A 12786-nucleotide genomic window follows, 5' to 3' on the forward strand; every position below is an offset into this window, starting at 1 on the left:
TGCGCAACTTGAATCCAGAAAGTAACTCCATGCGAACATTAACGACAATACTTCTTCTGCTGGCGGCCCCGCTGCTGACTGGGCCAGTGCTGGGGCAGCAGCAGGGGCAACGTGTTGCAGGAGTGGAGCAGGTGCAAACCCTGCTGGCAGACGAGCAGGTGCGGCTCGTGCACAGCCAACCCTGGTATGCCGCTGGGGAGAGGCTCTGGTTCAAGGCCTTCATCAACAAAACCTCAAACAGGCCACCGAGCCGAGCGCTGTATGTGGAATTGCAGGATGCGAACGGAACCACCCTCATCAACCAACGGCTGGTGGTGGAGGAAGGTATAGCCTACGGCGACATGCTACTCCCCAGCACGTTGCCCTCCGGCTCCTATACACTGTTGGCTACCACCAACTGGCTCAAGAACTTCAGTGATAAGCAACAGCACCGGGAGCAACTGCTCATCGTGAACTCCCGCGAAGTGGTGGCGCTCCGGCATACGAAGGCAGTCAGCCCATCCCTCCACGTGCAGTTTTTCCCAGAGGCAAACAGTCTGCTGGCTGGCGTAACGACCAAGGTGGCGGTGGTGGTGACTAACGCCGCAGGTATAGGTATAGCCACAAAAGGAATCATAGCGGATACCGCAGGGAACACCGTCACCTCCTTCCAGACCGAAGCCACGGGAGTAGGGGTGTTCGAGCTGCCGGCAAACGCCCAGGCGCAATACGTGGCGCAGGTGCAGGCCCAGGGCTATAAAGCGCAGCGCGCCGAGCTGCCAAAGCCAAAGCAGAACGGGCTGGCGCTGTCCGTGAAGGGGCAAAGCCCGGAGGCCATCACAGTGGGTGTGCACAGCACCATGCCCTGGACCTATACCTTGCTGGCGACATCCGGCGACCAGGTGGTGTTCACCCACAGCGCCAAAACATCCGGTATAGTTCGCGTGCCGTGGCAGGCAACGCCCGGCAAATCCCTCCGCTTGCTGCTCCTCAACCCAGCAGGGCTGATTGAGGCGGAGCAACTGGTGTTGCCTGCACAGTTGCCGACAGGGCTTCAGGTGAAGACAGACAGGCCGCAGTACGGCACGCGCCAGCAGGTGAAGGTGACGTTGCAGGGAATCCCGGAAAGAGCCAAGCTGGCCGTGGCGGTGTCTGCCCAACGCCCTGGCTTCCACAGGCCATTGGCTGCCATACCTACAAGCGGTATGCAGGAAGAACTTCTGCTCGTGCACGCGGCGGACGAAGGGCTTTGGAAAGATGTACTGGCCGGCAAGACAGAGGCCACCCATGAACTGGAGCCGTTTGTGGCGGCACTGCCCCGGACAGGTATAGCCGAGCCCTTTGCTAGCACGAACTTCAGCACACGCACAGACACCGCCTTTGTGCAGGCCCTACCCGAAAGCGTGGTAGCCTATGCCGAGAAACACCATACCAGAGCCCACCTGCAGGAGATATACGGTCTGACTGAGCCACATGCCGTCGCGCCACTCCACCGGCTACCCGCCGACAGGGTATTCAAGCTCGATGACTACATCACGTTCAACAACGTGGAGGAGGCCATCAAAGAGGTGACCACCAACGTGCGGATGGTCCGGAAGAAGGGGAGGCAGACCGTGCGGCTGCTGTACGTGGCCCCCGGCACAAAACGGATGATGAAACAGGAGCCGCTATACCTGGTGGATGGCGTCATAGTCGAGGGGATGGAAGAAATACTGGCCCTTGACCTCAATGACATCGCCTCCATAGAGATAGCATGGTCAGAGGAGAAGCTATACGCAGCCAATCTGGGCCACCTGACGGACAACGGCTTGTTCGCGGTGTATACCAAAAGCGGGGAGGCGCGTGAGCGCCTGAAAGAAAAAGGGCGATCTGTCCTGTACGGGCAGTACAACCAGCCCAAGGCCTTCGTGGCAACATCAAATGCGGTGGCCAGCACCATACCTGATTTCAGACAGCTGGTCTACTGGGAGCCGCAGCTTCAGGCAGGCGCCAATGGAGAGGCTTCCTTCACCTTCTTCACCTCCGACGAAATCGGGACATTCCAGATAGAGGTGCTGGGGCAAACAGCCGAAGGTATACCTTTGAGAGGAACCACCCAATACGAGGTGAGACCGGCAAACTAGCCACTTGTGCCTGAGCTCGCCAGGTATAGGTATGGCAGACAACAGGCACGCGAAACAAAAAAGCCCGCTGTTGTGACAGCGGGCTTTTTTGAGGTATAGGCTTGTGCTCCTAGAAGTTCGGAGACAGCAGGTACTTGCTGTAGAAGTCGTCTATCACCTTCACGGCTTCCGTAGGGTCGTCCACGATGTGCACCAGGTCCAGGTCCTCGGCGCTGATGTTGCTTTCCATCTTCAGCATCACGTCCTCCACCCACTGCATCAGTCCGCCCCAGTACTCACGGCCTACCAGCACGATAGGGAAGGCGCCGATTTTCTTTGTCTGGATTAGTGTAATTGCTTCAAACAGCTCATCCAGCGTGCCGAAACCGCCCGGCATCACCACAAAGCCCTGCGCGTACTTCACGAACATCACCTTGCGCACGAAGAAGTAGTCAAAGTTGATGAGCTTGTCCGAGTCGATGTAGATGTTGTTGAACTGCTCGAATGGGAGGTGTATGTTCAGGCCCACGGACTTGCCGCCCTCTGAGTGAGCGCCTTTGTTACCGGCTTCCATAATGCCCGGGCCACCGCCCGTAATCACGCCATAGCCATGGCGCACCAGCTTGGCCGCAATCTCCTCGGCCATGATGTAGTACTTGTGTGTGCTCTTGGTGCGGGCCGAGCCGAAGATGGAAACGCAGGGGCCGATTTTGGCCAGTTTCTCAAATCCTTCCACAAACTCCGACATCACCTTGAATATCTGCCAGGAGTCGGCAATCTTGATTTCGTTCCAGTCTTTGTCCACGAAGGCCTTCCTGATTTTTATATCTTCCGCAGAGGCCGGGGGAGCCGATATATGGCCGTTCTCACGTAAATCCGTGATGGTTTTCGCCTTGTTGTTGTTTACGTCCGGGTTAAGGATGGTCTGTCCACTGCCGCTGTTCAGCGTCTCGTCGTGGAGCTTGGTCTTGCTTGTCTTTCTAAGCTTTGTCATAATTCATTATTCATCAACTTCTGCAGGGGGCAAGCCTCCTGCGGCGCACTCATTCAGAGGCGCCTTCATCACATTAAAAAACAGTTTCAGGGTGCGCCGGCAACGTGGTGAGGCAAACGATGCACGCAACGGGTATAACACTCTTTACTTGGAGCGGATGGCAATAACAGGGTCTAAGTTAGAGGCGAGCACCGCCGGGATGATGCCAGACAGCATACCTATGACCGCCGATACGCCTAGACCCAGTATTATGTTGCCCGCCGAGAGCGATACTTTCATCATATCCTGCGGAATGAGCGTGAGCAGGAACACCAGCAAGATGCCTATACCGCCACCGATAATGCTCAAAAACACCGACTCAAACAAGAACTGGAACAGGATGAAATAGTTTTTGGCGCCAAGCGATTTTTGTATACCGATGATGTTGGTGCGCTCCTTCACCGACACGAACATGATGTTGGCGATACCGAACCCGCCCACCAGAATCGAGAAGCCGCCTATCACCCAGCCAGCCAAACCCACCACCTCAAAGAAGCCGGTCACGGCCTGCGTGGCCATCTCGGGGCGGTTGATGGCGAAACTGTCCTCGTCCCGGGGCTTCAGTCCCCGAATGTTCCGCATCATGCCGCGCACCTCGTACTCCAGCTCCTGCAGCCCTATGTCCTCCTCGCGGCCTTTAACGGCGATGGTGGAGCCAATACCGTTTGGCCCTGTGGCGAACATCTTGCTGAAGGTGGCATACGGAATGATGCCCATCTGGTCAAAATTGGGCATCCCGAACAGGCTTTCGCCCTGCCGCTCCATCACGCCAATCACGTTGAACTTGTGCCCTCCCACCTTCAGCTGCTGGCCAACGGCCGGTTGCCCGGGGAAGAGCGTGTTGGCGACCTCGTCGCCGATGATAATCACGTTGCGGGCGGCATCCACTTCCTGTGGCACGAAATAGCGGCCTTCCTCCACCGGAATCTCCGTTACCCTGTTGTAGTCGTACGTCACGCCAATCAGGCCGGCGTCGTCAAAGCTGTTGTTGCGGTGCTTGAACACGTTGCCGCCTCTGTCAGCGAATATCGCCACGCCGGCGTCGTTGGTCAGGTTGCGGTCCAGCTGGCGGAACTCATGCACGTTGGGCTGCGGGCGCTTGAAGTATTTCCACCACGGGTACTCCCCGCCGAAGCTCCAGGGCCATTTCTCCACGTACAGCACCTTGTCGCCTATAAAGCTCATGCTGTCGCGCACGTTGCGCTCCAGTGAGTCGACCAGCGTGAACACCGAGATGATGGCGAAAATGCCAATCGTGACGCCCAGCAGAGAGAGAATCGTGCGGAGCAGGTTGGACCGGAGGGCCTGCCAGGCAAATCGGAAACTTTCTATGATGAGGCGCAGGTATAGCATTGTTCTTCTTGGGGCAAAGTAAATTTTCTAAAAGTAAGAATATTTCGGGCAAACTAAGTAAATTTGCGGCTTGATTTTTTGTTCTTTAGTAGAAAAGCTTGTATGCTTTTCAGAAGGATTTGCAGGTATAGCAACCTGTATACCTGAACCAGCTAGCACGATTTATACCGTAATATAAAAAGTATGAAATTATCTGAATTCAAATTCGAGCTTCCTCCTGAGCTCCTGGCCACCCACCCATCCGCCAACCGTGACGAGTCCCGCATGATGGTGCTGCACCGCAGCACCGGACAGATTGAGCACAGGGTCTTCAAGGACATCCTGGAGTATTTTGACGAGGGCGACGTGATGGTGGTGAACGACACGAAGGTGTTCCCGGCGCGCCTCTATGGCAATAAGGAGAAGACCGGAGCCAAGATTGAGGTGTTCCTGCTGCGTGAGCTCAACAAGGACATTCACCTGTGGGACGTGCTGGTAGACCCGGCCCGTAAAATCCGGGTGGGCAACAAGCTCTACTTTGGCGAAAGCGACCTGGTAGCCGAGGTGATTGACAACACCACTTCCCGTGGCCGCACCATCAAGTTCCTGTTCGACGGGCCGGATGAGGAGTTCTACAAGACCATCAACGACCTGGGCGAGACCCCGCTTCCGAAGTACATCAAGCGCGAGGCTGAGCCTGAGGACAAGGAGCGCTACCAGACCGTGTATGCCAAGAACGTAGGCGCTGTCGCGGCTCCTACTGCCGGCCTGCACTTCACTCGTGAGGTGCTGAAACGTCTGGAAATCAAAGGTGTGGAGGTGGCTCCGCTGACCCTGCACGTAGGCTTGGGCACGTTCCGCCCGGTGGATGTGGAAGACCTGACCAAGCACAAGATGGACTCTGAGAACTTCATGGTCCCAGGCGACACGGCTGAACTGGTGAACAAGGCCCTGGACAGCAAGAAGCGCGTGTGCGCCATCGGTACCACTACCATGCGCGCGCTCGAATCATCGGTTTCAGCTAGCAACCGCCTGAAGCCGAACGAAGGCTGGACAGACCGCTTCATCTTCCCTCCCTACGACTTCAAGATAGCCAACAGCTTGGTGACGAACTTCCACATGCCGGAGAGCACACTGCTCATGATGACCGCCGCCTTTGGGGGGTATGACCTGGTGATGAAAGCGTATGAAGAGGCCGTGAAACAGAAATACCGCTTCTTCAGCTACGGCGACGTGATGCTGATTCTGTAATCCACAGCTAGACAGATTTTTTGAAAGCCCCGGCTCCTGGAGTCGGGGCTTTTCGTTTTATTTGCAAAGGTATACCTAACTCATCAGCACCATGACAGGCCCTAACCCTAATACCCTCCATCCGCTGCCACACCACCAGAAGCTGGTGTTCCTGAAGAACATCATCCGGAACCCGAACATCATCGTGGGGGATTATACCTACTACGATGACCTGGAGGATCCGCACAACTTTGAGAAGAACGTGCTGTACCACTTCGACTTCATCGGCGACAAGCTGCGTATTGGCAGGTTCTGCGCTATCGCCTCCGGTGCTAAGTTCATCATGAACGGCGGCAACCATGAAACAGCGCCCATCTCGTCCTACCCCTTCGCCATCTTCGGCAACGGTTGGGAGAAGATAAACGATGGCGCAGCCTACCCGCACAAAGGCGATACGGTGGTGGAAAACGACGTCTGGATAGGGTATGAGGCGGTCCTGATGCCGGGTGTGAGAATCGGGAATGGAGCCATAGTGGCCACAAAAGCGGTGGTAACCAAAGACGTGCCGGACTATGCCATTGTAGCGGGCAACCCGGCACAGGTAGTGAAGATGCGCTTTGCTCCGGATAAGGTGGAAAAGCTGCTGCAGATTGCCTGGTGGGATTGGGCGCCCGAAAAAATCAGTCGTAACCTGGAGACCATCCACGCCGCGGATGTGGAGGCGCTGGCAAGGTGCCGGTAGTGTGAGCCGCTATACCTATCTTTGCAGCGAGTCCTATACCTGTCGCACCGTTACAACATGAACCAAAGCTTACAACAATACGCCATCATCGTGGCAGGCGGCACCGGCAGCCGCATGCAGCGCGACCTGCCCAAGCAGTTCCTCGAACTGGCGGGTAAGCCCATCTTAATGCACACCATTGAGCGCTTCTACCGGTTCAACCCCAACATACGAATCATCGTGGTACTGCCGCAGGACCAATTGCAGGTATGGAAGGAGCTCTGCAAGCAGCATGCTTTCAAGATTTTCCATATGGTGGTTCCAGGCGGGAGCACCCGCTTCGGCTCCGTGAAGAATGGTTTGGGTCATGTGTATGGTGAGGCACTAGTGGCGGTGCACGACGGCGTACGTCCTTTTGTATCAACAGGCATCATAGACGCGGCTTTCAAGACGGCTGAGGAGCAAGGAGCCGCCGTAGTGGCCGTCTCGCTCAAAGATTCCATTCGGGAGCTCACAGGGCAGGGAAGCCGCGCTGTGCCAAGGGCCAACTACAAGCTGGTGCAGACGCCCCAATGCTTTAAGGCAAGCCTGCTGCGCCGGGCTTACGAGCAGCAGGAGCAGGACTTCTTCACAGACGATGCTTCGGTGGTGGAGCAGCTCGGAGAAGGTATAGCACTGGTGGAGGGCAGCTACAGCAACATCAAAATCACCACCCCCGAGGACCTGCTGCTGGCCGAAGTGCTGGTGAAGCAGGAGCTATAGTTTTGGCCTTCCTGCCTCCAGGAATTCCTGGTTCTCGTGCACGGCGTCCGGTGTGATGGGCTCCAGGTAGGGGGCCGGTTTGCTTAGGTTGAGCAAGAAGCCCTGCAGGGGCAGCAGGTTGTGGAGGTCATGTGTTATGCAGAACACCGTCTTGCCTTTTTGCTGCACCCATTCTTGCAACAGGTGGAATACCTGCTTCTTGTAATAGACGTCTAGCTGCTGCGTCGGTTCATCGAGCAGTACGGTGTCGGCATCCTGCAGCATAAGCTGCGCCAGCCACACCAGTTGCTGTTCTCCTCCTGACAAGGTCGTGAAATCCTGCTCCCGCAGGTGGGTAAGCTCCAGCTGCTCCAGTATGGTCGCGGCCAGGGTATAGTCTTCAGAGCTGTAGTTGTCAAAAAAGCGCTTCTTACGGAACAGGCCCATCACAACCAGGTCGTGCACCTTGATGGGAAAGGAAACGATGTTTTTCTGGGGCAGGTAGGAGAGGAGGCCCGTGGCGGCGGCGTTGTGGGTATGGCGCAAATCCTGCTGCTGCACCAGTATCTGGCCCTGATAGGCTACCTTCTGCTGAAAAGCTTTGAAGAAAGTGGTTTTGCCAGCACCGTTGTGCCCGATGATGGCTACAAAGGAGGGGGCAGGTATGGAAAAAGAAAGGTTGCGAATCAGAACACGTTGTTCGTAACCCGCAACCAGATTTTTTACTTCAACAATCAATGTTATGCTTAATTAGAAATCAGAAATTCAAAACTAGGAATGTGGGTGCCATTCAAGAGCGATTTCTGATTTCTAATTCATAATCCTTACTTAGCCTTAGTACTCGTCTTCGTTGAACATGAAGTCTTCTTTGGTAGGATAGTCCGGCCAAATCTCCTCAATGTTCTCATACGGCTGTCCGTCGTCTTCCAGGGCCTGCAGGTTCTCTACAACCTCCATCGGAGCGCCTGAGCGAATAGAGTAGTCAATCAATTCGTCTTTAGTAGCTGGCCAGGGTGCATCCTCCAGGTATGAAGCTAATTCCAGTGTCCAATACATAGTATGTTTCTCCTTAACTTAATGCTTTTAAAAAATGGTTTGCAAAAGTATAAATAAATACACAAACAAAAATTTTCAAGCGATATTTATTGCTTTTTATATCTGTTTTTACCAAAACAACGCAAACAGGTTACAAATGTTCAAGAAGGGGTAAGTTTTTTTGAACCTGTTCGAGTCTCACAAACGGCTTCTGCTGCTTTGTATGTAAATATAGACCGCGCCTGCCGCATAAGCAACAGGCGCGGTCTATATTTATATAAGTAAATTGTTATATTTATTTACTGCTGGTGCTCAACTGCCCCTGGAACATCTCAATCAAATCCTGCTTGGTTTTGATTTTACGGTTGAAGTTCCGGATTTTGCCCTGCAGCATGCTTCTGAAAGCATCGTTGCTTGGCGCATCGCTCAGCTTGCCCAGGTTTGTCTCCAATACCTCCAGTTCCTGCCTGTCCGACTTGATGAAGTCTCTCAGCGCGTTGATGCGCGCGTGCAGCCCATCCTCGTCGCTGTAGGTCTCGTTGGAGCTCTGCTGGCGCTTGCGGATGTAGTGCTCCAGGCTACTCATCTCAAACACGCGGTCGCAGGCTTTGATGAAGCGCTCCCAAACGGCATCAGATACGTCGGGTCGAACTGGGCCTACTTTCTTCCACTCAGCCTGCAGCTCCTTGGCGCGCCGTACGGCATCGTTCAGGCTGTTGTGCTGGAGCAGTTGCTCGGCCTGGCTCACCAGGTCCTGCTTTTTCTCCAGGTTCACTTCATAGTACTTGTCTTTCGACTCCGTCTTCTCATTCGTGATTTTAACCTTCAGGCGCTCAAAAAAGTGGTTATGCGCCTTTCGGAAGTCTGTCCAGAGCTTGTTGGTGGTGGCGCGGGGCAATGAGCCGCCAATCTGCTTCCACTGGTTCTGCAGCTCCTTCAGCTTGGCAGTAGTCGCCTCCCAATCTTCGGAGTTCTGCAGGGCCACCGACCGCTGGATGAGGTCCTTGTACCGCTCATAGGTGCGGTTCTGCATCTGCTTCTTGTCGTTGAAGAACGATTTCTTGCGCTCAAAGAACCCTTCCAGCGCGGCTTTGAAGCGTTCTTCAATCTCATCGGTCAGTTCCTTCTCTACAGGGCCGGTCTTAATCCAGGTGGCGCGCAGGTCCTTCATCTTGTCAGAGGTTTCCTTCCACTCCACACTGTCCTGCAGCGCCTCCGCCTCCTGTATCAGGCCAATCTTGGTGCTCAGGTTCTTCTCGCGGTTCTGCCGGATGGTCTCGTTTATCTCTTCTTCCGCTTGGCTCAGGGTATGGTATATCTCCTCAAAGTTCCCCAGAGCGTCGTAGTTCCCTACCTGTTCCTTCATGTGCAGCACTTTCATCAGGAAAGAGCCTTTGTTTTCAGAGGTTGCGATGCGCTCCAGCAGGTTGTTCACCTTCTCGCGGAACATATCGAAACGCTTAGCGAAGTATACCAGCGAGTCTTCTTCTGATTCTTTTACCTCGCCCACCCTTCTATCGGGGTAGTTCATAAAAGCCTTTAACCATACTTGCTGGTCCTGAATGAAGCCATACTTTCTGGCTTCTTCCAATTGTTCGTTGTTTTCCATTCAAGGATCGGGTTATAATCGGGACATAATAGGGAGAACAGGCGCAAAAATTCAAACTAACCTTAGCATACGCAAGTTAGGTAGCAGCGTTTGTTTTGCTGTTTTGGTGCTCTGGCGCCCCAAGCAGCAAACGAAACGTAGCCGTCTAAACTGGTGCTGAAATAAGTCGGTGCGTACTTCTCCCATACAGTTTTTCTACAAGTTTAATGATTTCAAAGCACTTTTGTGAAGCATAAATGAATGAATTTTTCCGATATTTGTAATTAGAGGCATAATATCCGGCCAATTGTACCTGCAGCCGCCGCAGGGGCCGGTTTATACCCTTCATAAGCATGTAAGAATAGCTGCCCGGTGCAGCGAACTAACCGATATAGAGCGATATGAGCAACGAAACCATCATTTTTTCCATGGCTGGGGTCAGCAAGATTTACCCCCCTCAGAAGCAAGTACTGAAGAACATCTACCTGTCATTTTTCTACGGCGCCAAAATTGGCGTGCTGGGCCTCAACGGCTCAGGTAAGTCGAGCCTGCTCAAAATCATAGCCGGCGTGGACAAGGAAATCCGTGGCGAAGTGGTGTGGTCGCCGGGCTATACCGTGGGCTACCTGGAGCAGGAGCCGCAGCTGGACCCGACCAAGACCGTGCGCGAGGTGGTCGAAGAAGGCGTGAGCGAGGTGGTGGCCCTGCTGCGGGAGTTCGACGAAATCAACATGAAGTTTGCCGAGGAGATGACCGACGATGAGATGAACAAGCTCATCGAGCGCCAGGGAATGGTGCAGGAGAAGCTGGACCAGCACAACGCCTGGGAACTCGACAACCGACTGGAGCGCGCCATGGATGCATTGCGCACCCCACCCGAAGATGCCATCATCGGCAACCTGTCGGGTGGTGAGAAGCGCCGCGTGGCCCTGTGCCGCCTTCTGCTGCAGGAGCCGGACGTGCTGCTGCTCGACGAACCTACCAACCACTTGGATGCCGAGTCGGTGGACTGGCTGGAGCAACACCTGCAGCACTACAAGGGAACCGTGATTGCCGTAACCCACGACCGCTACTTCTTGGACAATGTGGCGGGTTGGATACTGGAGCTGGACCGTGGCGAGGGTATACCTTGGAAGGGCAACTACAGCAGCTGGCTGGAGCAGAAGGCTGCTCGCTTGGCCAAAGAAGAGAAGACAGAGAGCAAGCGCCAGAAAACCCTGCAGCGCGAGTTGGAGTGGGTGCGTATGGCTCCGAAGGCCCGTCACGCCAAATCCAAGGCGCGTATCAGCCAGTATGATAAGCTAGCCGGAGAAGAAGCCGCCAAGAAAGAGGCAAAGCTGGAGCTTTTCATACCTGATGGTCCGCGCCTGGGAGCGCAGGTCATTGAGGCGCACAACATCAGCAAGGCCTATGGTGACAAGCTGCTGTTCGAGAACCTGAACTTCGCCCTGCCGCAAGGCGGCATCGTGGGCATCATTGGGCCGAACGGCGCTGGTAAGACAACGCTTTTCAAACTAATAACAGGCCAGGAGAAACCTGATGCCGGTGAGTTTGTGGTAGGCTCTACCGTTCAGATATCTTACGTGGACCAGGAGCACGCCAACCTGGACCCGAACAAAACCGTGTTTGAGGTGATTTCCGGGGGAACGGAGCACATGCTGATGGCCGGACGCCAGATTGTTTCCCGCGCCTATGTGAGCAAGTTCAACTTCTCGGGCGGAGACCAGGAGAAGAAAGTGGAGAAGCTGTCGGGTGGTGAGCGCAACCGCGTGCACCTGGCCATGACGCTGAAAGAAGGCGGCAACCTCCTGCTGCTCGACGAACCGACCAACGACCTGGATGTGAATGCTATCCGGGCGCTGGAGGACGCGCTGGAGAGCTTTGCCGGCTGCGCCGTAATTATCTCCCACGACCGCTGGTTCCTGGACCGTATCTGCACACACATCCTGGCTTTTGAAGGAGACTCACAGGTATACTGGTTCGAGGGCAATTATACCGATTACGAGGAAAACAAGAAGAAGCGCATGGGCGATGTGGAGCCGAAGCGCATACGATATAAAAAACTGGTGTAGTGTAAAACCTTATACTTTCATCCAAAAGCCCCCGTCGCCTAACCTGGTCGGCGGGGGCTTTTGGATTTGTAAGGCTATGTTTTTGACTTTCTGCGGGTTGCTGCATACTGTGCGTAGCGAAAAATTATAATGATGAATTATTCCGTGAACGATTTGCTTTTTTGTACTGTTCTGGCAAATAGCTGGTTGTAGTATAACAGGATGCGCTAACGTAAGCAGAGGCTGGTTATTGTGCAGATAAATGAAAATAATATACCAAAATTTGTATATAATATTTATTTAATATTTATTTGTGTCATCCGCCTCCCTGTATACAGGTTTATCTATGGAAATGAATTTTTCTGATGCTTATCAACCAATTCTAACCTTAACCATAAACCTTTCTAAACATCATGAAAAAATTTACTCTTAACAATTCTTCTGCTTATGCGATTGTTGCCATTTACTTTATCGCTTGCAGTGCTGTCAGCAGTTTTCTGGTAACGATAGCGTAAGTAGTCTGCAATACCATTTTAAAGGGGCGGCACTTGATGAGTGCCGCCCCTTTCTTTTTTCGGTTCCGTGCAAGGGCATCAGGCCGGAATGTGTTTGGGAGGCAGCAAAGCAGCGCGCTGCCTATCCTATTTTGGATAGGCTTAATTGATTGCTTCTCAGCTAAAAGAGAGGTTTAGAAGGCTGATGGTCACACCTATTGGTGAGACTTTGCTGGCTGTGAAGCCAACATATTACAATGCTTTTCGTAAAATATTAATACAATGACAGCCAAAGGTATAGTAGTGTTGTTTAATTTATAAAAGGTTGTCAGTCATGAAAAAACTTTACTATAATGATGATGCTCTTGCCTACATTGTGATTGCAGGCTACTTCGCCGTTGTCAGCGTGATTGCTGTTGTAGTAGGATAGGTTGCAGTTGTTGAAAAGAAAAAAGGCCATACCCTGAGGTATGGCCTTTT

The 12786-nt window shown here is 53.6% G+C and carries 10 protein-coding genes; 5 read left to right on the forward strand and 5 right to left on the reverse strand.

Going from position 1 to position 12786, the window contains the following annotated elements:
- Window positions 1-29 precede the first annotated feature (29 nt).
- On the forward strand, window positions 30-2102 hold the full coding sequence (locus tag B051_RS0102220) for a hypothetical protein (RefSeq protein WP_245539559.1): 2073 nt from the start codon (window positions 30-32) through the stop codon (window positions 2100-2102).
- Between the two features lie 109 nt (window positions 2103-2211).
- Here B051_RS0102220 and B051_RS0102225 read toward each other — a convergent pair whose 3' ends face one another.
- Window positions 2212-3075 carry an LOG family protein gene (locus B051_RS0102225; protein WP_018476547.1) on the reverse strand — a complete coding sequence of 288 codons (864 nt, stop codon included), beginning with the start codon at window positions 3073-3075 and terminating at the stop codon, window positions 2212-2214.
- A gap of 144 nt (window positions 3076-3219) precedes the next feature.
- On the reverse strand, window positions 3220-4467 hold the full coding sequence (locus tag B051_RS0102230; protein WP_018476548.1) for an ABC transporter permease: 1248 nt from the start codon (window positions 4465-4467) through the stop codon (window positions 3220-3222).
- A 183-nt stretch (window positions 4468-4650) separates the two neighbouring features.
- Between B051_RS0102230 and queA the strand changes: the two genes are divergently transcribed.
- The 3 genes from queA (at window position 4651) to B051_RS0102245 (ending at window position 7159) form a co-directional block, all read left to right on the forward strand.
- The gene (gene queA / locus B051_RS0102235; protein ID WP_018476549.1) at window positions 4651-5697 is read left to right on the forward strand and encodes a tRNA preQ1(34) S-adenosylmethionine ribosyltransferase-isomerase QueA; all 1047 of its coding nucleotides are present in this window, start codon (window positions 4651-4653) and stop codon (window positions 5695-5697) included.
- Window positions 5698-5788: 91 nt separating this feature from the next.
- A complete protein-coding gene (locus B051_RS0102240) occupies window positions 5789-6418 on the forward strand; it encodes a CatB-related O-acetyltransferase (RefSeq protein ID WP_018476550.1) in 630 nt (209 codons plus the stop codon).
- 57 nt (window positions 6419-6475) lie between these two features.
- The gene (locus tag B051_RS0102245) at window positions 6476-7159 is read left to right on the forward strand and encodes a 2-C-methyl-D-erythritol 4-phosphate cytidylyltransferase (RefSeq protein ID WP_018476551.1); all 684 of its coding nucleotides are present in this window, start codon (window positions 6476-6478) and stop codon (window positions 7157-7159) included.
- Here B051_RS0102245 and B051_RS0102250 read toward each other — a convergent pair.
- The 3 genes from B051_RS0102250 to B051_RS0102260 all read right to left on the reverse strand — a co-directional run bounded on the left by B051_RS0102250 (window position 7154) and on the right by B051_RS0102260 (window position 9782).
- Window positions 7154-7876: an ABC transporter ATP-binding protein gene (locus tag B051_RS0102250; RefSeq protein ID WP_018476552.1), complete on the reverse strand. Its 723-nt coding sequence runs from the start codon at window positions 7874-7876 to the stop codon at window positions 7154-7156. The genes B051_RS0102245 and B051_RS0102250 overlap by 6 nt on opposite strands.
- Window positions 7877-7972: 96 nt before the next feature.
- Entirely contained in the window at window positions 7973-8194 is a 222-nt protein-coding gene (locus B051_RS0102255) for a DUF2795 domain-containing protein (protein WP_007652164.1), read from the reverse strand.
- Window positions 8195-8468: 274 nt separating this feature from the next.
- Entirely contained in the window at window positions 8469-9782 is a 1314-nt protein-coding gene (locus B051_RS0102260; protein ID WP_018476553.1) for a DUF349 domain-containing protein, read from the reverse strand.
- A gap of 380 nt (window positions 9783-10162) precedes the next feature.
- Between B051_RS0102260 and ettA the strand changes: the two genes are divergently transcribed.
- Window positions 10163-11833 (forward strand): energy-dependent translational throttle protein EttA, encoded by a 1671-nt coding sequence (gene ettA / locus B051_RS0102265; protein WP_018476554.1) that lies wholly within the window; start codon window positions 10163-10165, stop codon window positions 11831-11833.
- Window positions 11834-12786 lie beyond the last annotated feature (953 nt).

Source organism: Pontibacter roseus DSM 17521, from assembly GCF_000373265.1.
GTDB classification, from domain to species: Bacteria; Bacteroidota; Bacteroidia; order Cytophagales; family Hymenobacteraceae; genus Pontibacter; species Pontibacter roseus.

Excerpts from the sequence above, each read along its gene's own strand:
- B051_RS0102220 (WP_245539559.1), top strand. The coding sequence starts at position 30 with ATGCGAACATTAACGACAATACTTCTTCTGCTGGCGGCCCCGCTGCTG.
- B051_RS0102225 (WP_018476547.1), bottom strand. The coding sequence starts at position 3,075 with ATGACAAAGCTTAGAAAGACAAGCAAGACCAAGCTCCACGACGAGACG.
- B051_RS0102230 (WP_018476548.1), bottom strand. The coding sequence starts at position 4,467 with ATGCTATACCTGCGCCTCATCATAGAAAGTTTCCGATTTGCCTGGCAG.
- queA (WP_018476549.1), top strand. The coding sequence starts at position 4,651 with ATGAAATTATCTGAATTCAAATTCGAGCTTCCTCCTGAGCTCCTGGCC.
- B051_RS0102240 (WP_018476550.1), top strand. The coding sequence starts at position 5,789 with ATGACAGGCCCTAACCCTAATACCCTCCATCCGCTGCCACACCACCAG.
- B051_RS0102245 (WP_018476551.1), top strand. The coding sequence starts at position 6,476 with ATGAACCAAAGCTTACAACAATACGCCATCATCGTGGCAGGCGGCACC.
- B051_RS0102255 (WP_007652164.1), bottom strand. The coding sequence starts at position 8,194 with ATGTATTGGACACTGGAATTAGCTTCATACCTGGAGGATGCACCCTGG.
- B051_RS0102260 (WP_018476553.1), bottom strand. The coding sequence starts at position 9,782 with ATGGAAAACAACGAACAATTGGAAGAAGCCAGAAAGTATGGCTTCATT.
- ettA (WP_018476554.1), top strand. The coding sequence starts at position 10,163 with ATGAGCAACGAAACCATCATTTTTTCCATGGCTGGGGTCAGCAAGATT.